General features: G+C 64.2%; 20 protein-coding genes. 10 read left to right on the forward strand and 10 right to left on the reverse strand.

Annotated features, from left to right (window positions below; translation table 11 throughout):
• The first annotated feature begins 122 nt into the window (after window positions 1–122).
• From BRAS3843_RS14115 to BRAS3843_RS14130, 4 genes are read left to right on the forward strand one after another with little or no spacing between them, the layout of a single operon-like run.
• Window positions 123–1,085 carry a SurA N-terminal domain-containing protein gene (locus BRAS3843_RS14115; RefSeq protein WP_347379577.1) on the forward strand — a complete coding sequence of 321 codons (963 nt, stop codon included), beginning with the start codon at window positions 123–125 and terminating at the stop codon, window positions 1,083–1,085.
• Window positions 1,085–2,086 (forward strand): 4-hydroxythreonine-4-phosphate dehydrogenase PdxA, encoded by a 1,002-nt coding sequence (gene pdxA, locus BRAS3843_RS14120; RefSeq protein ID WP_008969601.1) that lies wholly within the window; start codon window positions 1,085–1,087, stop codon window positions 2,084–2,086. Before BRAS3843_RS14115 ends, pdxA begins: the two co-directional genes overlap by 1 nt.
• A complete protein-coding gene (gene rsmA / locus BRAS3843_RS14125; RefSeq protein WP_008969602.1) occupies window positions 2,083–2,958 on the forward strand; it encodes a 16S rRNA (adenine(1518)-N(6)/adenine(1519)-N(6))-dimethyltransferase RsmA in 876 nt (291 codons plus the stop codon). The genes pdxA and rsmA overlap by 4 nt, the downstream gene beginning before the upstream one ends.
• Before the next feature lie 11 nt (window positions 2,959–2,969).
• Window positions 2,970–4,028, forward strand: a complete 1,059-nt coding sequence (locus BRAS3843_RS14130) for an alcohol dehydrogenase (RefSeq protein WP_008969603.1) — start codon at window positions 2,970–2,972, stop codon at window positions 4,026–4,028.
• A gap of 232 nt (window positions 4,029–4,260) precedes the next feature.
• Here BRAS3843_RS14130 and BRAS3843_RS40700 read toward each other — a convergent pair whose 3' ends face one another.
• Entirely contained in the window at window positions 4,261–4,467 is a 207-nt protein-coding gene (locus tag BRAS3843_RS40700; protein ID WP_139024857.1) for a hypothetical protein, read from the reverse strand.
• On the opposite strand from BRAS3843_RS40700, the gene BRAS3843_RS14135 reads away from it, so the two are divergent.
• Entirely contained in the window at window positions 4,454–6,151 is a 1,698-nt protein-coding gene (locus BRAS3843_RS14135; RefSeq protein ID WP_035981702.1) for a hypothetical protein, read from the forward strand. The genes BRAS3843_RS40700 and BRAS3843_RS14135 overlap by 14 nt on opposite strands.
• 21 nt (window positions 6,152–6,172) lie before the next feature.
• Here BRAS3843_RS14135 and gmk read toward each other — a convergent pair whose 3' ends face one another.
• The 7 genes from gmk to fabD all read right to left on the reverse strand — a co-directional run bounded on the left by gmk (window position 6,173) and on the right by fabD (window position 13,707).
• The gene (gene gmk, locus BRAS3843_RS14140) at window positions 6,173–6,832 is read right to left on the reverse strand and encodes a guanylate kinase (protein ID WP_008969605.1); all 660 of its coding nucleotides are present in this window, start codon (window positions 6,830–6,832) and stop codon (window positions 6,173–6,175) included.
• A 3-nt stretch (window positions 6,833–6,835) separates the two neighbouring features.
• On the reverse strand, window positions 6,836–7,723 hold the full coding sequence (locus BRAS3843_RS14145) for a YicC/YloC family endoribonuclease (RefSeq protein WP_008969606.1): 888 nt from the start codon (window positions 7,721–7,723) through the stop codon (window positions 6,836–6,838).
• Between the two features lie 123 nt (window positions 7,724–7,846).
• Window positions 7,847–9,112 carry an endolytic transglycosylase MltG gene (gene mltG / locus BRAS3843_RS14150; RefSeq protein ID WP_008969607.1) on the reverse strand — a complete coding sequence of 422 codons (1,266 nt, stop codon included), beginning with the start codon at window positions 9,110–9,112 and terminating at the stop codon, window positions 7,847–7,849.
• Between the two features lie 287 nt (window positions 9,113–9,399).
• Window positions 9,400–10,665 carry a beta-ketoacyl-ACP synthase II gene (gene fabF, locus BRAS3843_RS14155; protein WP_008969608.1) on the reverse strand — a complete coding sequence of 422 codons (1,266 nt, stop codon included), beginning with the start codon at window positions 10,663–10,665 and terminating at the stop codon, window positions 9,400–9,402.
• 552 nt (window positions 10,666–11,217) lie between these two features.
• Window positions 11,218–11,457 (reverse strand): acyl carrier protein, encoded by a 240-nt coding sequence (locus BRAS3843_RS14160; protein WP_008969609.1) that lies wholly within the window; start codon window positions 11,455–11,457, stop codon window positions 11,218–11,220.
• Window positions 11,458–11,957: 500 nt separating this feature from the next.
• Window positions 11,958–12,695: a 3-oxoacyl-[acyl-carrier-protein] reductase gene (fabG, locus tag BRAS3843_RS14165; RefSeq protein ID WP_008969611.1), complete on the reverse strand. Its 738-nt coding sequence runs from the start codon at window positions 12,693–12,695 to the stop codon at window positions 11,958–11,960.
• Between the two features lie 52 nt (window positions 12,696–12,747).
• Complete coding sequence (gene fabD, locus BRAS3843_RS14170; RefSeq protein ID WP_008969612.1) at window positions 12,748–13,707, reverse strand: ACP S-malonyltransferase; 960 nt, start codon at window positions 13,705–13,707, stop codon at window positions 12,748–12,750.
• Window positions 13,708–14,072: 365 nt separating this feature from the next.
• On the opposite strand from fabD, the gene rpsF reads away from it, so the two are divergent.
• The 4 genes from rpsF (at window position 14,073) to rplI (ending at window position 16,536) form a co-directional block, all read left to right on the forward strand.
• Window positions 14,073–14,543, forward strand: coding sequence for a 30S ribosomal protein S6 (rpsF, locus tag BRAS3843_RS14175; RefSeq protein WP_008969613.1), 471 nt, complete (start codon window positions 14,073–14,075; stop codon window positions 14,541–14,543).
• 5 nt (window positions 14,544–14,548) lie between these two features.
• Window positions 14,549–14,788 carry a 30S ribosomal protein S18 gene (rpsR, locus tag BRAS3843_RS14180; RefSeq protein WP_008963441.1) on the forward strand — a complete coding sequence of 80 codons (240 nt, stop codon included), beginning with the start codon at window positions 14,549–14,551 and terminating at the stop codon, window positions 14,786–14,788.
• Between the two features lie 126 nt (window positions 14,789–14,914).
• Window positions 14,915–15,895, forward strand: a complete 981-nt coding sequence (locus BRAS3843_RS14185) for a DUF2232 domain-containing protein (protein ID WP_008969614.1) — start codon at window positions 14,915–14,917, stop codon at window positions 15,893–15,895.
• 44 nt (window positions 15,896–15,939) lie between these two features.
• Window positions 15,940–16,536 carry a 50S ribosomal protein L9 gene (gene rplI / locus BRAS3843_RS14190; protein ID WP_008969615.1) on the forward strand — a complete coding sequence of 199 codons (597 nt, stop codon included), beginning with the start codon at window positions 15,940–15,942 and terminating at the stop codon, window positions 16,534–16,536.
• Between the two features lie 97 nt (window positions 16,537–16,633).
• Here rplI and BRAS3843_RS14195 read toward each other — a convergent pair whose 3' ends face one another.
• Complete coding sequence (locus tag BRAS3843_RS14195; RefSeq protein WP_008969616.1) at window positions 16,634–17,638, reverse strand: hypothetical protein; 1,005 nt, start codon at window positions 17,636–17,638, stop codon at window positions 16,634–16,636.
• Window positions 17,639–18,062: 424 nt separating this feature from the next.
• Here BRAS3843_RS14195 and BRAS3843_RS14200 point away from each other — a divergent pair, with 424 nt between their 5' ends.
• Entirely contained in the window at window positions 18,063–19,313 is a 1,251-nt protein-coding gene (locus tag BRAS3843_RS14200) for a cyclopropane-fatty-acyl-phospholipid synthase family protein (protein ID WP_035981704.1), read from the forward strand.
• Window positions 19,314–19,368: 55 nt separating this feature from the next.
• On the opposite strand, the gene BRAS3843_RS14205 is transcribed toward BRAS3843_RS14200, so the two are convergent.
• Window positions 19,369–19,587, reverse strand: coding sequence for a hypothetical protein (locus tag BRAS3843_RS14205; protein ID WP_008969620.1), 219 nt, complete (start codon window positions 19,585–19,587; stop codon window positions 19,369–19,371).
• Window positions 19,588–20,092 lie beyond the last annotated feature (505 nt).

The raw sequence follows: 20,092 nt of genomic DNA on the forward strand, positions 1-20,092 counted from the left end.
TACATGCTGACGATCGGTCTGCGGACCCTTGCCAATACGTCCGTGGGCTTCTAACAGCTGCGGGGGCAGGTGTTGGGAGGGGGCATTCGACTTCGGTCGAAGACACACCGCTTCACGTTTGAATCCGTTGCGAACAGCGAAGCTTGGTCATGACGATTGCTCTCTCTCTCCTTCGGTCTGTTGCGGCGGGCTGCATCGCCGCGGCCTGTCTCGCCTGCAGCGCCGTGGCGGCTCACGCCCAAAGCATCGTCGTCATGGTCAATGGCGACCCCATCACCGATTACGACATCGAGCAGCGCACCAAGCTGAACTTCCTCAGCACGCATAAGCAGCAATCCCGCCAGGAAGTGCTCAACGAGCTGATCGACGAGAAGGTGAAGATCAAGGAGGGCAAGAAGTTCGGCGTCGAGCCCTCTGCTTCCGACATCGATTCCTCCTTTGCCAATATGGGCTCGCGCATGCGGCTGTCGCCTGATCAGCTGGCGAAGTCGCTGGAGAGCCAGGGGATCCGGCCGGAAACCCTGAAGGCGCGCATCAAGGCGGAAATGGTTTGGACCAGCCTGGTGCGCGGACGTTACAAGGAAAGGCTTCAGGTCGGCGAGAAGGACGTCGCGGCAGCGGTCGCAGCCGCGGGCGGTGACGCCGAACAACAGGGACAGGCCTTCGAGTACAAGATGCAGCCGATCGTGCTGATCGTGCCCAAGGGATCGGCGCAGAGTGCGTTCGAGGCGCGCCAGAAGGATGCGGAGTCGCTGCGTTCGCGCGTCCAGAGCTGCCAGGAAGCCAATTCCTATTTCCGCTCCATGCAGAACGCGGCGATCAAGGAGATCGTGGTCAAGACCTCGGCCGACATTCCGCCGAACTTGCGCAAACTGCTCGACGACACGCCGATCGGCCATCTCACCCCGCCAGAAGTGACCAAGCAGGGCGTCGAAATGGTCGCGCTTTGCGCGCGCACTCCGACCACCGTCGATACGCCGAAAAAGCGCGAGATCCGCGAGAAGATGTACACCGAGAAATATGAGGCGACGTCGAAGGCCTATCTGCAGGAAGTGCGCAGGGCGGCGATGATCGAATATCGCTGATGGGCGGCCCGCTCGCGCTGACACTGGGCGAACCGGCAGGGATCGGACCCGACATCACGCTCAAGGCCTGGGAACGCCGCGAGGAGCTTCAGCTTCCGCCGTTCTATCTGCTGGGCGATCCGGATTTCCTGGCCCAGCGCGCCAAGCTGCTTGGGCTTGACGTGCCGATCGTAGCGACCGAGCCTGAAGCGGCTGCCGGTGCTTTCACTGAGGCGTTGCCGGTGGTTCACACCGGGGTCATTACGACCGCCCTTCCCGGCCGCCCGGACCAGACCAGCGCGGCCTCCGCCATCGCCTCGATCCGCCGCGCCGTCGACGACGTCAAGGCCGGCCGCGCCAGCGCCATGGTCACCAACCCGATCGCAAAAGCGGTGCTGTATCGCGCCGGCTTCCGCCATCCCGGCCACACGGAATTCCTTGCCGAACTCGCGGCCGTGAACGGCAAGGTCCCGCAGCCGGTGATGATGCTGTGGTCGCCCGTGCTGGCCGTGGTGCCCGTGACCATCCATGTGGCCTTGCGTGAGGCGATCGAGCAGCTGTCCAGCCCGCTGATCACCTCGACCGCCCGCATCGTCGCGGCGAGCCTGCGGCACTATTTCGGCGTCGCGCGGCCGCGGCTTGCGATCTCCGGGCTCAACCCGCATGCGGGAGAGGACGGCACCCTCGGCAGCGAGGATGATGAGATCATTGCGCCTGCGATTGCGACCTTGCGCAATGCCGGGCTCGATGTGCAGGGGCCGCTGCCGGCCGACACGATGTTTCACGAAGCGGCGCGCCGGAATTATGATTGCGCGATCTGCATGTATCACGACCAGGCGCTGATCCCGATCAAGACCTTGGCCTTCGATGAGGGCGTCAACGTCACCTTGGGCCTGCCCTTTGTCCGCACCTCGCCGGATCATGGCACTGCGTTCGGGATTGCCGGTCGCGGCAGCGCCGATCCGACCAGCCTGATCGCCGCGCTGCGGCTCGCGGCGCGGATGGCCGCATCCTCCTCATGAGCGCGATCGATGACCTACCGCCGCTGCGCGAGGTCATTCGCGAACATTCGCTCTCGGCCCGCAAATCGCTGGGGCAGAATTTCCTGCTCGATCTCAATCTCACCGCGCGGATCGCGCGCGCGGCGGCACCGCTCGAGGACGCAACCGTGGTCGAGATCGGCCCCGGACCGGGCGGCCTGACGCGCGCTCTGCTCGCGCTCGGGGCCAGGCACGTGATCGCCGTGGAGCATGACGAGCGCGCGATTCCGGCGCTGGAGATGATCGCGAAACGCTATCCGGGCCGACTCGAGATCGTCTGCACCGATGCTCGGACGTTCGATCCCAAGCCCTATCTCGGCACGACCAAGGCGAAGATCGTCGCCAACCTGCCCTACAATATCGCGACCAACCTCCTGGTCGGCTGGCTTTCGCTCGAGCCCTGGCCGCCCTGGTACGACATGATGGTCTTGATGTTTCAGCGCGAGGTCGCCGAGCGCATCGTCGCGCGCGAAAACGAGGAAGCCTATGGGCGTCTCGGCGTACTCGCGAACTGGCGCTGCGAGACCAAGATCCTGTTCGACATCTCGCCCTCGGCCTTCGTGCCGCAGCCCAAGGTGACCTCCTCCGTGGTGCGCCTGGTCCCCCGTGCCGCGCCCGAACCTTGCGACCGTCGCGCGCTCGAGCAGGTGGCGGCGGCTGCGTTCGGACAGCGCCGCAAGATGCTGCGGCAAAGCCTGAAATCGCTGCCCGCCGATCCAGCGCGGCTGGCTGCCGCGGCCGGCGTCGACCCGACCCGTCGTGCCGAGACCATTCCGATCTTCGGCTTTGTTGCCATGGCGCGCGAATTGACCAATATGCGGTCCGAGAACACGGATCGAAGCAAGACGAGCTAGGGAGGCAACCGATGGCGTTGATGCGCCGGCAGTCACTGGTCAAGTTCGACGCGCCGCTTTGCGAAACCATCGTCGAGACCCCGAAACCGCAGGGACGCGAGGTTCTGGTTCGCATCGAGCGCTGCGGCCTCTGCCATTCCGATCTGCACATCCAGGACGGCTATGCCGATCTCGGCGGCGGCAAGCGGCTCGACACGACGCGCGGCATGACGCTGCCGTTCACGCTCGGGCACGAGATCGCCGGCATCGTCGAGGAAGCCGGTCCCGACGTGCCGAAGGGGCTGATCGGCGCCAAGCGCGCAGTCTTCCCCTGGATCGGCTGCGGGCAATGCCGCGATTGCGCCAATGGCGACGAAAATCTTTGCATCAAGCAGCGCTTTCTCGGCGTCTCGATCGACGGCGGCTTTGCCAGCCATGTGCTGGTGCCCGACGCCAAATATCTGCTCGAATACGATCCGCTTCCGGTCAACCAGGCCGCGACCCTGATGTGCTCCGGCGTCACCGCCTATGGCGCGCTGAAGCGGCTGGTCGACCGGCCACGGCAGCGCAACCTGCTGCTGATCGGCCTCGGCGGGGTCGGCATGATGGGCCTGTCGTTCGCACAGGCAATGTTCAAGCAGCCGATCTCGGTTGCCGACCTCAGCGCGGCCGCCCGCGAAACGGCGTTGAACAACGGCGCCGCCGTCGCCTACGACCCGGCGGAGCCGGAGGTCACACGGCGCATCCTGAAGGAGACCGATGGCGGCTTCGACGAGGTCGTCGACTTCGCCGGCAATGAGAAGTCGATGGCGTTCGCGGTGTCGGTGCTCGCACGTGGCGGCAAGGTCGTGGTCTCCGGCCTGATGGGCGGGCAGTTCACCCTGCCGATGGTGCAATGGGTCTATAAGCGCATGACCATCGAGGGCTTCATGGTCGGCACGCTGGCCGAAGCCCACGAACTGATGACGCTCGCGCGCTCCGGCAAGATCAAGCCGGCGCCGATGCGGGAAGAGCCGATGGGTGACGTCCAGAAATGGATCGATGCGCTGCGCGCGGGCCAAGTGGTCGGCCGCGTCGTGCTCAAGAACTGACGATTGCGCAGAGCTGCTGACCTGCGGCGCGCGTTGCGCCGCCGCAAGCATTTTCGCTCCTGCAAAGCCGCTGACGTTGGCGGCGAAAATGATTGAAACAGAGGGGCGAGGACGGCGCCCTCTCACTGGCGCGTTTGATGCTCGTAAACGGGCCTGCGGCAAACTGACACGGATGACAGAGCCGGACACGAGCCTCACGCATCGCAGATTTGCGCGCGCAATGGTGCAGAGATCACGGTACGGCGGTGCCGTGTTGTGGGAAAAATGCCGCAATCACAAATGAAAAAAGCGGGCCGGAATTAATTCGAAATTGCGGCTCAATGCTACCCAACTTCTCTCCGAGAACGCGGCGTTCGATGGTGGCGTATCCGGAGTGTTCAATGGCAAAACGAACTGCAAGATTCGCATTCGCCATTGTCGCCGGAATGACCGGAAGCACTGTTCTGACCCTGCTCGCCTGCGCCACGCCCGTTATTGCGGCCGAGGACTGCCTCTCCGAACCGACCGGCGATAAGGCTGATGGCCAGCATTGGCGTTACCGCTTCGATCGTGCCAAAAACCAGCGCTGCTGGTATCTGAAGGACACGGCCACGAGCGGGACCTCGGTCGCCAAGCAGCCGCAGCAGCCATCCGCATGGGACTTCGCGCAACCGACACCGCCGAAGGCTGGACCACGCCGGCCGGAGACTGCGACCCCACGGACCAGTGCTGCCACGCTCGCCGACGCGCCGGTACGGTCGCGCGCCGATGACGATTTCGGAACGATGCAGAAGGCTCCGAGCCTCGCAATCGTCCCGACCAGCGACAACGCAGGCCCAGCGACCGATGCCGGCCAACAGCCCGGCTCCGCTGCCGCACCCTGGCCGCAAGCTGCAGCCCAACCTCGGCCGTTCGATGCGGCGGCGCCCGACCCGGATCCGGCGGCCGCCGCACTCAGCGCTGACGATACCGCTCTCGATCCCGACACCAATGCCTCACTGCCCCAGTCCGATGCGGGAGCGGCCGCACCCAAGCCGTCCAAACCGGTCGCGCTACCGATGCTGATCCTGGTCGTCGTTGGCGCGCTATCGATGTCCGGCCTGATGGCGAGCGGTCTCTACCGCCTCGGCCGGATCGGTCGACGACGTCGGCGCAATGCGAACTGGCAAATGGCAGTCGCCAGGGCGCGCCGCTCGCGCAGCAAGCCCCGCCCAAAGGTAAAGCCGGTTCAGGCCGACGGGCGAAGCAACCGCGCCAACAAGAAGGTTGGTAAGCCCGCAGCCGCGAAGCCCGCTGCCGCACGGACCGCTGCAAAGGCACCTGCCGGCCTCGATCGGGTGGCAGCCAAGAGCATCGACAACGCGACCGGGCTCGCTGACCTGCTCGAGACCCGCGCCGTCACGTCGGCCACCATGCCGGCTGGCCATGCGACCACCGGACGCGGCCATCACCCGAGCGAACCGGACCGGGTGTTCGTTGATACAGCGGCGGCGGTCGAACACATTCAGGAGGTCAGTGCCGGCGGATCCGCGCCGCCTGCCTTTGATCCGGCCCCTGCGCGCAATCCTCCCGCGCCGGCCGCGTTCAATAGCGTTTCGGCAAACCTTCCCGATTCCGTGGAAGAGCTGGAAAACCTGCTGGGATCGCGTCTGGCCAAGCCGGTTCAGCCGCCCGCCTACGAGGCCGCTCCGGCTGCAGGCCCTGTGAACATCCCGCCGACTGTCCTCGATCACGCAGCGGAGATCGAGACCCTGCTGGAATCCGCGAGCGCGTCACCCATGCGGCAGGCCATGGCGGCTCCCCCTGCCAACGTTGACTCAGCAGCGAACGGCAACTTCCCTGGCACCGTCGCTAGCACCGATCCTGCGGCCGAGTTGATCGATCTCCTCGAGTCCCGCTTCGCTCCACCTGCCGATCGGCCGGTCCAGGCCGCGAGGAGACCCGCAGCCAATCGAGCGCGCTCGGACGAGAGGCCGCCGTGGCAGCGCATCCCGGCCACGCCGTCCAATGACGATGCAGCGATGCCCCCGCTCGACTTCATTCCGCGCCCCCAGGTGCTGCGTCCGCGCAGCCGCGACGTGAAGCACGACGAGTCGCTGGACGGCATCCAGGACATCCTGGCGCGGCTGGCACGCAAGGGATGAGCGCGCGCGCCGGACGGCGCGTCAGGGTTCGAGCTGGCGCTGCAACTCGCGAACGAAGGTGGTGAGCCCGATGCGGCGCTCGCGCTTCAGCCGCTCGGCCTTCAGGATCGACTGGACCTCGGCGAAGGCCTCATCGACGTTGCGATTGATGACGATGTAATCGTACTCGGCCCAATGGCTCATCTCGTGGCTGGCACGGCTCATCCGGGCGCGGATCACCTCATCTGAATCCTGGGCCCGGGTGTGCAGGCGCTTTTCGAGATCGGCGGCCGATGGCGGCAGGATGAAGACGCTGACCACATCGGCACGCGCCTTCTCGCGCAGCTGCTGCGTGCCCTGCCAGTCGATGTCGAACAACACGTCCCGTCCGGCCGAGAGCGCCGCTTCGACCGGCGCGCGCGGCGTGCCGTAGCGATTGTCGAATACGGTCGCCCATTCCAACAGGTCGTGACGCTTCACCATCTCCTCGAAACGTATCTTGTCGACGAAATAGTAGTCGCGGCCTTCGACCTCGCCGGGACGCATCGGGCGCGTCGTCACGGAGACCGACATGTTCAAGCCCGGCATGCGCTCGATCAGCAGGCGTGAGAGCGTCGTCTTGCCCGCGCCGGACGGTGACGACAGCACGAACATCAGGCCGCGCCGTTCGACTCCGTCGAAGCTTCCGCCGTGAGCCGCCATCGATCACTCCAGATTCTGAACCTGCTCGCGGAATTGTTCGACCACGGTCTTCATCTCAAGGCCCGTATTTGTCAGCTCGATATCGTTCGATTTCGAGCAGGTGGTGTTGACCTCGCGATGAAATTCCTGGGCCAGGAAATCCAGCCTGCGGCCGACCGCGCCGCCCTTCTTGAGCATTTCGCGCACCTGCGCGATGTGCGAGGCGATACGATCGAGCTCCTCGCGAACATCGGCCTTGGCCGCGATCAGCAGGGCTTCCTGCGCAAGACGATCGGCATCGAAGCGATCCGAGGTTTCGAGCAACGCCGCAACCTGCTCGGCAAGCCGCGCCTTGACCGCGTCCGGCTTGCGGCCCGGCGAGGCCTCCGCCTTCTGCGCCAGGGCCTCGATCTCGGCGATGCGCTGCTTCAGGATCTGCCCGAGTGTCTCGCCCTCGCGCCGGCGCATCTCGACCAGAGCATTCAGCGCCACATCGAACGCGGCCATAGCCGCATCCTTCGCCGCCTTGTCCTCGGCCTCGTCGCTCTCCGGCTCGACCACCTCGATCACGCCCTTGATTGCAAGCAGCCCGTCGATGCTCGGCGCCACTGCATCGAGCTTGCCGGCGAGCGAGCTTGCGATCGTGACGATGGAGGCGAGCACCTCCTCGTTGACACGCACGGTCGAGCCCGCGTCAGCGCGCTTGACCGTGAGGTTGGCGTAGATCGTTCCCCGCGACAGCAGCTCACCGGCACGCTTGCGGGCGAACGCCTCGACCTCGTCCCAGCCCTGCGGCAGCCGCAGCCGGACATCGAGGCCCTTGGCGTTGACCGATTTCAACTCCCACTCGAACGAGTAGGGCCCGCTCGCCCCGTGGCTTCGGGCAAAGCCGGTCATGCTCGATAGCGCCATAGGGTCATTTTCTCCGGCAGATCGCAACAGGCGGCAGATTCGCCGCATAAAAGTTGCGCGAACCTTAAGGCCTTTTGCCGAAATGTTAAGTGCGGTTCTGAACCGCAGGATAGGGTTGCCGCCCTATTGCGGGACCGCGGGCGCCGGCTGCTGGACCGCGCCCTGCCTTGCACCGGCGCCGCCAGCGCGCGCGGCCGGCGGCTTCTTGGCGCCCGGCGGCCTCGCCCCGGGCGCGCCGGCCAGCGGGTCGGTTGCGGCCGCATTGGCGTTGGCCGGCGGCGCATCCTCCGGCTCGACCGTATCGTTCTGGGTCTGCTTCTCCATCGCCCGCAGCCTGGCGACGTTCTTCTGATGCAGGTCGTAGGTCTCGGTAAAGGCATGGCCGCCAGTACCGTCCGCAACGAAATAGAGGTCCCGCGTGCGCGCCGGATTGGCGGCGGCCTCGAGCGAGGCCCGGCCGGGATTGGAGATCGGCCCGGGCGGCAAGCCCTCGATCACATAGGTGTTGTAGGGCGAGGGCTGGGTGATCTCGCTGCGCTTGATCGGCCGTCCCAAAGTCCCTTTGCCGCCGACGAGACCGTAGATGATGGTCGGATCCGACTGCAGCTTGATCTTCTGCTTCAGCCGATTGACGAACACCGAGGCAACGCGGCTGCGCTCGTCGGGCCTGCCGGTCTCCTTCTCCACGATCGAGGCCAGGGTGACCAGTTGTTCCGGCGTCTTGATCGGCAGATCCGGGCTGCGGCGTTCCCAGATCTCGGCGAGCACACGCTTCTCCGCCTGCTGCATGCGCTGGATCACCTGGTCGCGGCTGGTACCGCGCGGGAATTTATACGTCTCAGGCAACAGCGTCCCCTCGCGCGGAATCTCGCGTACGGCCCCGGCGAAGATGTCGTTGTCAGAGAGCCGGGCCACGATCTGCTCGGATGTCAGCCCCTCGGGGATCGTCACCGAATGCTGCACCACCTTGCCTTCGACGATGACGCCGATCACATCGCGCAAAGATGCATTCTTCTGGAACGCATATTCGCCCGGCTTCAGATCGGAGCTCGCCTTGAGTGCAAAGACGCTCCCGATGAACACCCACGGATTGACGTCGATCACGCCCTCCCGCGTCAGCACGTCGGCGATGTCCCGCTTGCCGGCGCGCGCGGGAATGTTGACGATCTTCTCTTCCTGCAGCGGTCCGGGCGCTTCGATGATCTGCCGGCCGTAGTAGTAGGCGGCCCCGCCCCCGAGCATCAGCAACAACAGCAAGGTGATGATGGCGTTACCGACCACCACGAACGGATTGCGCGCGCGGTCGGAACGGCGCGGTGGCGGCGGAACCTGCTCGGGCTCCAGCGCGGCGCGTGGACTGCGGGGCGAGATGGGCGGCCTTTCACTCATCGATGCAACCTTCAGTCCTGTCGCCCGGAGCGGCGAATTTGAAGTTCCGATCGAGTTCTCAGCGCGTTCTTCATCGGAACTTCAAAATCCAAGCCGCACGAGAGTCCATGTTTCCTAGTGCTCTGGGATTCCGAAGGTCGCAAAGGAAGCCGCCGGGATCGATGCGACTTCGGAATCTGAGCACTCGTCGCGGCCGTGCGCGTCCAACGCAAGCGACCTGAAATCTACGCCCGTCCTAACGATTCGTTGTCGAATACGGCGAAACGGTGGTTCCGCCGCGCGTCGGCTCAACTCACGACCCGCCGCAAGATCAGGGAGGCGTTGGTGCCCCCGAATCCGAACGAGTTCGACAGCGCGACATTGATCTCACGCTTCCGTGCGGTCTGAGGTACGAGGTCGATCGCGGTCTCCACCGACGGATTTTCGAGATTGATGGTCGGTGGTGCGATGTTATCCCGAATCGCGAGAATGCTAAAGATCGCCTCGACCGCACCTGCCGCGCCGAGCAAATGACCGATCGACGATTTGGTCGAGGACATCGAGACTTTCGAGGCCGCGTTTCCGAGCAACCGTTCGACCGCGCCGAGTTCGATCTCGTCGCCGACCTGCGTCGAGGTGCCGTGCGCGTTGATATAGTCGATGTCGGCGGCGGTGATGCCCGCACGCTTCATTGCAGCGCTCATGCTGCGGTATCCACCGTCACCGTCGGGTGACGGCGAGGTGATGTGATAGGCATCACCGGAGAGGCCGTATCCGGTCACCTCCGCGTAGATTCGCGCTCCACGCGCTTTGGCGTGCTCGTACTCCTCCAGCACGACGGTGCCCGCCCCCTCGCCCATGACGAAGCCGTCGCGATCCTTGTCATAGGGACGCGAGGCGCGCTCGGGGGTGTCGTTGAAGGCCGTCGACAGCGCACGTGCAGCGCAGAACCCGGCAATCCCGATCCGGCTGATCGGCGATTCGGTGCCGCCTGCGACCATCACGTCGGCATCGCCAAGCGCGATCAGACGGCTGGCATCGCCGATCGCATGCGCACCGGTCGAACACGCCGTGACCACGGCATGGTTCGGCCCCTTGAGGCCGTGCTCGATGGACACGTAGCCGGAGGCAAGATTGATCAGGCGTCCCGGAATGAAGAACGGCGAGACCTTGCGCGGGCCGCGCTCCTTCAGGAGAATTGCGGTCTCGGCGATGCCCGTCAGGCCTCCGATGCCGGAGCCGATCATGGTGCCGGTGGCGCAACGATCCTCTTCCGTCGAGGGGTGCCAGTTGGCGTCGTCGAGCGCCTGGCGCGCCGCCGCCATCGCAAAGATGATGAAATCATCGACCTTGCGCTGATCCTTGGGCTCCATCCATTGGTCCGGATTGAAGGTACCGTCGCTGCCGTCGCCGCGCGGTACGGAGCAAGCGACCTTGCTGGGCAGATCGGAGACGTCGAACGTCGCGATCGTGCGGGCACCGCTCTTGGCTTCGAGGATGCGCTTCCAGGTCGTTTCAACGCCGCAGCCGAGTGGCGAGACCATGCCGAGGCCTGTAACGACAACCCGCCTCATCTTCGTTTTCTCCAGACCAGGGCTGAAGCGCGACTGCGTCAGAACGATCGAAAGCGCGCGTCAGGCCGTTGTTTGTTGTGAAGTTGTGTGATGGTTTTAGAATTCGCTTCAGCTCTGTGGGCCTAGTGCTCCGATTCCAAAGGTCGCATCATAGCGCTGTGCGTCCATTTGCGAACTTCGGAATCGAACAGCACCAGCAACTTATCGATCCCTGAGCGGCCTTGAATTTGAAGTTTCGATGGAGAGTACGCGGACCAACTGATCGGAAACTTCAAGTTCGCCAGGATAGCGAACGTCACATCCGCTCCACGAATCCGTCAGCGAGCTTCTGAATCAACCACCTGGAATCCGAGATTTCTGATGTCCTCCGAATCCGAAGTTCACTCACGAGGTCGCTGCGACATGAAGCGAACTTCGGCTGAGCGAACTTCGATTGAGGACGCTGGCGGAGCGATGGCACCGTTCCCCGGCGATCCATCCTCCCAACAGCAAGAAACCGGTCGGCCGTAGGTAACGGTCCGTCCGGTTTCGCTCAACCCTCGCCGAGGCGTCTCAGCTCTTGGCGTTCTTTTCCAGGAACTTGGTCGCGTCGCCGACGGTCAGGATGGTCTCCGCCGCGTCGTCAGGAATTTCGCAGCCGAACTCTTCTTCGAAAGCCATCACGAGCTCGACCGTATCGAGGCTGTCAGCGCCGAGGTCATCAATGAAGCTCGCGTTGTCGACCACTTTGTCGGGTTCGACACCGAGGTGCTCGACCACGATCTTCTTTACCCGCTCGCCAATCTCACTCATCGTCCAAACCTCGTGCTTGTTCCCTTAAGATCCGACCCCCGGATGATAGGCGTCATCCCGGATGTAAACTTCCTTCGCGATCGCGCAAAAACATGTGCCCCGCAATGATCCCATTCCCGAAATCCGCCGACCCTTGCGGATCGGATTTCGGAAGCGGGACCACCACAAACTCCATGAGTCCGGTGCGCTTCCGATCGATACTCCCGGCAAACAGGAACCTCAGATCGGTCGCACCAGCCGACGGAAGGCCCGGCGAACGACGGCAAGCTTCGCCCCGCCAATATACAGGGTTTGTAAATCCTGCAATGGCGATCTTCATCCCTCTGTTGGCAGGTTCGGTTATCATATTCCCAAAACCTTGACCATCAGAGCCGGCCCGCGCCTTTTAGCCCGGATCGCCGGCTAGATCCTCGGGCCAACCCCGTGCACGGCCCTTTGGGACGTCTTTTTGCCGCATTCGCCCGCGGTCCGACCCGACGGCCTAAAACCTAGGCTGCCAGTCAGATCATGGCCATGCCGCCGTTGACGTGGATGGTCTGCCCCGTGACATAGGCCGCCTCGTTGGAGGCGAGATAGACCGCAGCTGCAGCAATATCCTCAGGCGTGCCGAGGCGGGCTGCCGGAACCTTGGCCAGGATGGCTTCATGCTGCTTTTCGTTGAGCGCATCCGTCATCGGCGTCTTGATGAAGCCCGGTGCGATGCAGTTCGCAGTCACCCCGCGCTTGGCGTATTCGGCCCCGAGCGTCTTGATCATGCCAATGATTCCCGCTTTCGAGGCAGTGTAGTTGCCCTGCCCGGGATTGCCGGTCACGCCGACGATCGAGGTGATCGCGATGATGCGGCCGAAACGCTTGCGCATCATCAGCTTGGTGGCGGCGCGCGCCAGGCGGAAGGTCGCGGTCAGATTGACTTTGATGACCTCGTCCCAGTCTTCATCGCGCAGCTGAACGAACAGGTTGTCCCGGGTGATGCCGGCATTGGCCACCAGAATGTCGACCTGTCCCATAGCCTGCTCCGCAGCCGGCACCAGCGCCTCGACCTCGGCCGCGTCGGACAGGTTGCAGGGGAGCACATGAACACGCTCCCGCAGCTCGGCCGCCAGGGCCTCCAGCACCTCGCGCCGGGTGCCGGAAATCGCAACGGTCGCACCCTGTGCATGCAACGCCTTGGCGATCGCGTTTCCGATGCCACCGGTCGCACCGGTGACCAGCGCGGTCCTGCCACTCAGATCGAACATCAAACTCTCCTCATTGCCGCGTCGCAACGGCCAGCTCTCGTGATCGGCGGCACTACGCCGCAGTCGCGGCGGCCAAAGCGTCCTTCGCGCCTGCGAGATCGGCGGGTCCGCCAACAGCGATCCCAACCGCCCCGTCCGCGATGCGCTTGACCAGCCCGCTCAGCACCTTCCCGGCCCCGATCTCAAAGAACCGAGTCACGCCTTGCGCGGACATATAGGCGATCGACTCGCGCCAGCGCACCGTCCCCGTCACTTGTTCGACCAGGCGGCGGCGGATCTCGTCAGGGTCGCTGATGGGCGAGGCCAGGACGTTGGATACGAGCGGCGAAGCCGGCTTTTTGACGGTCACCTTGGAAAGCGCCTCCGCCATGACATCGGCGGCCGGCTGCATCAACCGGCAGTGGAATGGCGCCGAGACCGGCAGGAGCATCGCACGCTTGGCGCCCTTGGCGCGGGCAATCTCCACCGCACGGTCGACCGCGGCCTTGTTGCCGGACACCACCACCTGGCCCGCGCCATTGTCGTTGGCGGCCTGGCAGACCTCGCCTTGCGCAGCCTCTTCGGCAACGGCGACCGCGGCCTCATAGTCCAGCCCCAACAGCGCGGCCATCGCGCCGACCCCGACCGGCACCGCCTTCTGCATCGCAAGGCCGCGCGTTCGTAACAGCCGCGCCGTATCGGCGACCGTCAGGCTGCCGGCAGCGGCAAGCGCCGAATATTCACCGAGCGAATGTCCGGCCACGAAAGCAGCGTCGCGTCCGACCGAGAAACCAGCCTCCGACTCCAGCACGCGCAGTGCCGCAAGCGACACCGCCATCAGCGCCGGCTGCGCATTTTCGGTCAATTGCAGCATCTCGGCCGGGCCGTCCCAGATGATCGCGGTCAGCTTCTCGCCGAGCGCCGCGTCGACCTCATCGAAGATGGCGCGGGCCGCCGCGAAATTGTCGGCGAGCGCCTTGCCCATGCCCACCGTCTGCGACCCCTGCCCCGGAAAGGTAAATGCTGCCGTCATCGGCCGCTCCTCAAAACGTTCCCGAATTCCCCAGAAAGCGCGGTAAAACACCGCTTGAGGCTGTCATGTCAAGCGTGTGACAGGCTTCCAGCGGCCTGTTTTCACGCGATTCGGTCGGGTTTCCCTTGCCGTTTCCCTTGCCAACTGGCCGAAAATCGGTATAAGCGCCGCCATCCGTGGGTCCCGAGCCGGGAGCTGAACGGACGGTCTCAGCAAATCACCTTCTCAGGCGACTTTGATGTGGCAGGGCCAGTCGGCCCGTCGTCCCGTGTTTCCGCCTTCTGAGCTGACGTCTACGAGTCCTTTCCATGAAGGGCTCGAAGGGCTTGACGCCGGGGTCTGCGCCAACTTTGGAAAGGACAGCCATGCCGCTTTACGAGCATGTTTTTCTCGCGCGTCAGGACGCGAGCACCCAGCAGGTGGAAGAACTGACGGCCCAGATGACCGGCATCGTCGAGGGACTCGGCGGCAAGGTCACCAAGACCGAGAACTGGGGTGTGCGCTCGCTCACCTACCGTATGAACAAGAACCGCAAAGCGCATTTCGTGCTGCTCAACATCGACGCGCCGTCCGCGGCGATCGCCGAGATCGAGCGTCAGGAGCGCATCAGCGAAGACGTGATCCGCTATCTGAGCGTCCGCGTCGAAGAGCTCGAAGAAGGCCCGTCGGCCATGATGCGCAAGGCCGATCGTGACCGCGAGCGCGACGACCGCGGCGGCGGCTTCCGGGGTGACCGCGAGGGTGGCGGCTTCCGTGGCGATCGCGACGGCGGCGGGTTCCGCGGCGATCGTGGCCCGCGCCGTGGCCGTGACGAAGAAACTGCGGAAGAGGAGTAAGATCGATGGCTGAAGCCCCTGCACGTCGCCCGTTCTTCCGCCGTCGCAAGACCTGCCCGTTCTCGGGCCCGAATGCGCCGAAGATCGACTACAAGGATTCCAAGCTTTTGATGCGCTACGTGTCCGAGCGCGGCAAGATCGTGCCGAGCCGCATCACTGCCGTGTCCGCCAAGAAGCAGCGCGAGCTCGCGCGCGCCATCAAGCGCGCCCGCTTCCTTGGCCTGCTGCCTTACGTCATTCGCTAATACGTTCCGCAGTCGGCGGCCCTGCCGCCGACTGCGCCTTACTTGCTCATAAGGCTTCCGGGTCGTCCGGTTGCCGATGGTTGGGGTCAGATGACCTCTAACCGCTCGAAAGGGGCGGGACAGCTGATGATTGGACCCTTTGTCATTGCGCTTGCGGCCGGCGCTGCTTCGGCCTTGATGTTCGCCTCGATCATCTCGGGCGCATTGATCTCACTCGTGCTGTTCTATCTGGCGCCGCTGCCGCTGATGGTGGCGGCGATCGCGTGGGGCCCTCTCTACGCCGCAATCGGCGGCATCGCCGCCGCAATCAGCCTCGGCGCCCTCGTCAGCTTTCCCTATTGCATCGCTTTCGCCATTGCCGTGGCGCTGCCGGCATGGTGGCTCGGGCACCTTACCCTGCTCGGCCGTCCCGCCGCCGATCATGCCTCCAACTCGGCGCTTTCACCGGAAGATCCTGCGGCCGCGCTTGAATGGTACCCGATCGGACGGATCCTGCTGTGGATCGCCGCCGTCGCGACGCTGACCACCTTTGCAGCCCTGCTCACGCTGGGCACCGACGCCGCTACGATCACCAGCACCTTGCACCGCGCGTTGTCGCGCATCCTCAGCGCATCGGATTCGCCGGTCTCTGCCGATACCGAGCAATGGATCGATACGCTGATCAACGTGGCTCCGGCCGCGGCCGCATTGTTTGCCACGGCGACATTGACTTTGAACCTGTGGCTCGCTGCGAAGATCGCCGCGACGTCCGGCCTGCTCCGCCGCCCATGGCCCGATCTGCGTACGGTCGCATTGCCGCCACTCACAGTCGCTGCGCTTTTCGCAGCCATCGGCCTCAGCTTTGCCGGCGGCCTCGTCGCGATATTGGCGGTCATCACCGCCTCGACGCTCTTGATGGCCTACGCGCTGACCGGCCTTGCCGTGCTCCATACGCTCTCGCTGAGATGGAGCAGCCGGCCACTTTGGCTCGGCCTGTCCTATGCGCTGATTTTGACCCCGGTCTGGCCGATGCTGTTCTGCGCGATGGTCATGCTCGGATTAGCCGATCTCGTCTTCGGTCTGCGTCAGCGATTTTGGCGGCGGCCGCCGCCCCTACCCGTCCCGTAACTTCGATCCCTCAAACCTGAACACCCACGACAAGGAGAAGATCCATGGAAGTCATTTTGTTGGAACGCGTCGCCAAGCTCGGCCAGATGGGCGAGATCGTGAAAGTGAAAGACGGCTATGCCCGCAACTTTCTCCTGAAGCGGAAGAAGGCGCTGCGCGCGACGACGGAGAACAAGGCCAAGTATGAGGGCATGAAGGCCGATCTCGAGGCCAACAACATCAAGGCCAAGTCGGAAGCGGGCAAGGTCGCCGAGAAGATCGACGGACGCGACATCGTGATCATCCGCCAGGCGTCCGAAGCCGGTCAGCTGTTCGGCTCGGTCTCGGTGCGCGATATCGTCGCCGGGCTTGCTGACGATGGCATCACCGTGAGCCGTCCGCAGGTCTGGCTCGACGCGCCGATCAAGGCGATCGGCCAGCAGAAGGTGACGATCGCGGTTCACCCCGAGGTCGAGGCGTCGATCACCGTCATCGTCGCTCGCAGCGCCGACGAGGCCGAGCGGATCAAGCGTGGTGAGGACATCTCGACCCGGCAGGAAGATCGCGATGCGGCGGCCGAGGCGCTTGCTGCCGCCGGCGAGTTCTTCGATCCGGAAGCCCAGCAAGAGGAAGGCGAGCCGGCCGATCAGCCAGCCGCATAATCATCACCAACGGCTTGCCAAAGCGAAGAGCCCGGCACTCACAGGCCGGGCTCTTTTGCGTTCTGATCGTCGTGTCGCAGCGGGCTTAGACCTACTCTTAATGCGAGGTCGGCGACTGCGATGAGCCTGTCGACGGCGTGACCAGATCAGGCTGGGCCCCCGAGTGGGGCGGTGACGACGGAATGGAGGGATCGCTGGCTGGGCTCGACGGCGAAGCCGATATTGATTGCGTCGTGGTCAGCGGGGCCGCCGGCGTCACCGCCGGAGCCGGATCGGCTCGCAGCATGGGTGGATCGCTGGCTTTTGGCGTCTCGCTCGCGGGCGCCTCGATCTTCGGCGTATCCGCGCGGTCGACAGCCGCCGGTCTTGCATCGTCAAGGCTCGACGGCGCAGCCTTCGGTGGCTCCGAGCTTGAAGCTCCAAGCGCAGCGTCCGACGGCGGCTCGGTCGCAGCATCGGGCTTCGATGCTTCCTGACCGCGCGACTTGCCGCGCTTCAATTTAGCAGCCGATTTGCGACCCGCCGGCGCGCGCTCTCCTGTCTGAGCAGACTCCTGATCGCCAGCATCGGACTTGCTCTCCGCCCCTGGTGCCGATCGCGCCGATCGCTTGCCATGGCGTACCCGATGCGCGGGCTCATCTTGCGCGCTCGCCCCATCGGGCTCAGGGGCAGCTTCGCGTGACTCAGATGCGGCAGCAGGACGATGCCGGCGTCCCGAACGCTCCGTCTGTTCGGGCGCTCCGGTTCTCGTCTCGGACCGAGGCTCAGGCTTCGCATCCGATTTTGCTTCCTTGCCGTCTTTGCCGCCCTTGCCCTGGTTGCCCGTATAGCGCGCGTCACTTGCGCCGTTCGAGATCAGGTAATTTGAGAGCACGCCGGCCATCTCGGGGCTCGTCGTGTAGTGCTGACGCAGGAAGCTCGGCAGCGATCCCGGCGCAGTGGTTTTCAAAAGACCACGCGGGCTCTTGTGACACGCCGAGCAGGTTCCAGCGAAGATCTGCGACGGGCTCTTGCCAGCCTCGAGATTTTCCTGCGCCTGCATCGGCCCTGCCATGCAGAGCGTCAGCATCACCGCGGCCAAACCAAGCGCCCGGCTCACCATTCTCATTCTCCAGCTGCGGTCACGACCGCACGCCTCGCGGTCCTTGATTGGATATTGGCGCTCGTATTTCCGCTCACCAGCATGGCGACGATCAAGTCCGAAACCGCCCGTATATCATGTCTTTGCCGGCGAGCCTTCATCCCCCACATTCGCGCGCGACAATGGGAAAGAAAAAGCGCGGAGCACCGCATCGGCATCTGCGGCGCCACCTTTTAGCGGAATATCGAACGAAAGGAAGTGCACAGATGCAACGCCCCGCGAATACCGTTTTCGAATATCCGCTTTGTCTCCAATGCAGTAGTGACGCAAGCGGACGCTCACTATCATAAATACCTGTTGAAATGGAACCAAACGGTTCCGAAAGCGTCGAGTGCGACGGCCGGGAAAGTCAGCATCTCACGGGATGGCTCGTTAGGTGGTGTGAATGGACCGTTTGTTGCGGAGTCTGTTGAGTCGCTTTATTCGCCGTGGGTCGATCGCGTTCACGACTGCAGATGGCACAAGATTTCGCTGCGGGAACGGCATCGGCGTTCCCGTCGCAGCCCGGTTTCTGACCCGGCAAGCCCAGCGCAGGTTGCTGATAAACCCTGAGCTCGCACTGGGCGAGATATTCATGGACGGCAGCTTCGTTGTCGAGCACGGTTCGATCGCCGACGTGCTTGCGACCGTGATGGATCAGCCCGATGCAGTGCCGCGCTGGGCCAAATTGCAGTGGTGGCTGCGCTATCTGGCCCGACACCTGCGGCAGTTCAATTTTCGTGGACGGTCCCGTACCAACGTCTCCCATCATTATGATCTCGACGGGCGGCTCTATTCGCTGTTTCTCGACGCCGACAAGCAATATTCGTGCGGCTATTTCGAAACGCCCGGCACGACACTCGACGATGCGCAGCTCGCCAAGAAGCGCCATCTGGCCGCGAAGCTCCTGCTCGACAAGGATGACCGGGTGCTCGACATCGGCTGCGGCTGGGGCGGGCTTGGCCTTTACCTGGCCGAAACGACCGGCGTAGACGTCACCGGCGTCACGCTGTCGACCGAGCAGCTGCAGGTGGCCAACGCGCGTGCCGCCGAAAAGAACCTGAGCGATCAGGCCCGCTTCGTTCTGCAGGACTATCGCGATATCCCCGGCTCGTTCGATCGGATCGTCTCGGTCGGCATGTTCGAACATGTCGGCGTCGACTTTTACGAGACCTATTTCCGTCGCTGTGCCGAGCTGCTGAGCGATGATGGCGTCATGGTCCTGCATTCGATCGGCCGCTCCGAGGGACCGGATGCCACCAATCCGTGGATCGCGAAATATATCTTCCCCGGCGGCTACATTCCGGCGCTGTCGGAAGTGCTGCCAGCAATCGAGCGCGCAGGCCTCCTGGTTTGCGACATCGAAATCCTGCGGCTGCATTATGCCGAGACCTTGAAGGCCTGGCGGGAGCGCTTCATGGCGCGGCGGGAAGAGGCCGTGCAGCTCTATGACGAGCGCTTCGCGCGGATGTGGGAATTCTATCTGGCCGCCTCGGAAATGGCTTTCCGTAAGCAGAACCTGATGAACTTCCAGATCCAGCTCACCAAGCGCCAGAACGTCGTCCCGATGACCCGGGACTACATCCCGCGCGAAGAGGCCCGCTTGCGTGCGATTGAGCGCGGCAGCCGTCCGGTGCTCAAGATGGCCGGCGAATAGTCGTAACGTCATTACGGCTCCGGGTCCGCAGGCCGAGAGCTGCGGGCTCGCTTACTCAATTCACGATCGGTTGCACCATCTTCATCCGCCGCCTCGACCGCACCCGCACCGCCGGCGATGCCGGTCGGAGCAGCTGCGCCCGCAGCTCTTCGGGCGTCGGGACGGCTTTGGCCGAAGCGTGCGATTCCGCGACATCGTCGAAGGTCTGCACCAGGATGGCGAGCCAGTTGCGGCTGTCCCGCTCCGACCGCCAATCGTGATATCGGCGCCTCATGTGCCGTCTCCTGCCCGCGGGAGTGCACTGCCCCCAAAGAAATACCGGTTCCTGTGAACTGGCTCACAGATAATGCCCGCACCTGCCCGTACGTTTGCGGACATCATGCGGAACCCATACCGAGCCATGCAGGACCCCCAGACCGACTTCAGCACCGACTACGTGCTGATCGCTGTCGGCGTGGGAGCGTCCCTCATCGCCTTGCTCTATCTCCTGCTGGTCTGAGCCGGCCGAGCAATCGCGTCGAAGGTCACCAGACCCTTTCCAACGTTCGTCGGTCCGAAGCGTTCCCGGTTCAGATCGGCTGAGGAAATTCTCCGGCCCATTCCGGGCTCGCGATTCCGCCCCCGGCGCCGCCCGGTCGCGCTCCCTCCCGGTCAAGCGCGGCATCCGGCGAAGCTGGATTCATCCACCGCTATTACCGGACAGTGCATATCGACGAGCTTTTGCTTTCGCTCACGGGCCGACAGGCGCTTTATCCCCTCCCCTCGAAAGCTGTTACACA

Origin of the sequence: Bradyrhizobium sp. STM 3843 (genome assembly GCF_000239815.1) — a bacterium.
Classification (GTDB): Bacteria; Pseudomonadota; Alphaproteobacteria; order Rhizobiales; family Xanthobacteraceae; genus Bradyrhizobium.

Bases quoted from the DNA above. Each gene is read 5' to 3' on its own strand.
- BRAS3843_RS14195 (WP_008969616.1), bottom strand. From the start codon at position 17,638: ATGGTGAGCCGGGCGCTTGGTTTGGCCGCGGTGATGCTGACGCTCTGC.
- fabF (WP_008969608.1), bottom strand. From the start codon at position 10,665: ATGAGGCGGGTTGTCGTTACAGGCCTCGGCATGGTCTCGCCACTCGGC.
- rplI (WP_008969615.1), top strand. From the start codon at position 15,940: ATGGAAGTCATTTTGTTGGAACGCGTCGCCAAGCTCGGCCAGATGGGC.
- rpsR (WP_008963441.1), top strand. From the start codon at position 14,549: ATGGCTGAAGCCCCTGCACGTCGCCCGTTCTTCCGCCGTCGCAAGACC.
- BRAS3843_RS14135 (WP_035981702.1), top strand. From the start codon at position 4,454: ATGACCGGAAGCACTGTTCTGACCCTGCTCGCCTGCGCCACGCCCGTT.
- BRAS3843_RS14160 (WP_008969609.1), bottom strand. From the start codon at position 11,457: ATGAGTGAGATTGGCGAGCGGGTAAAGAAGATCGTGGTCGAGCACCTC.
- fabG (WP_008969611.1), bottom strand. From the start codon at position 12,695: ATGTTCGATCTGAGTGGCAGGACCGCGCTGGTCACCGGTGCGACCGGT.
- BRAS3843_RS14145 (WP_008969606.1), bottom strand. From the start codon at position 7,723: ATGGCGCTATCGAGCATGACCGGCTTTGCCCGAAGCCACGGGGCGAGC.
- rpsF (WP_008969613.1), top strand. From the start codon at position 14,073: ATGCCGCTTTACGAGCATGTTTTTCTCGCGCGTCAGGACGCGAGCACC.
- pdxA (WP_008969601.1), top strand. From the start codon at position 1,085: ATGGGCGGCCCGCTCGCGCTGACACTGGGCGAACCGGCAGGGATCGGA.
- mltG (WP_008969607.1), bottom strand. From the start codon at position 9,112: ATGAGTGAAAGGCCGCCCATCTCGCCCCGCAGTCCACGCGCCGCGCTG.
- BRAS3843_RS14205 (WP_008969620.1), bottom strand. From the start codon at position 19,587: ATGAGGCGCCGATATCACGATTGGCGGTCGGAGCGGGACAGCCGCAAC.
- rsmA (WP_008969602.1), top strand. From the start codon at position 2,083: ATGAGCGCGATCGATGACCTACCGCCGCTGCGCGAGGTCATTCGCGAA.
- BRAS3843_RS14185 (WP_008969614.1), top strand. From the start codon at position 14,915: ATGATTGGACCCTTTGTCATTGCGCTTGCGGCCGGCGCTGCTTCGGCC.
- fabD (WP_008969612.1), bottom strand. From the start codon at position 13,707: ATGACGGCAGCATTTACCTTTCCGGGGCAGGGGTCGCAGACGGTGGGC.
- BRAS3843_RS14130 (WP_008969603.1), top strand. From the start codon at position 2,970: ATGGCGTTGATGCGCCGGCAGTCACTGGTCAAGTTCGACGCGCCGCTT.
- BRAS3843_RS14200 (WP_035981704.1), top strand. From the start codon at position 18,063: ATGGACCGTTTGTTGCGGAGTCTGTTGAGTCGCTTTATTCGCCGTGGG.
- gmk (WP_008969605.1), bottom strand. From the start codon at position 6,832: ATGGCGGCTCACGGCGGAAGCTTCGACGGAGTCGAACGGCGCGGCCTG.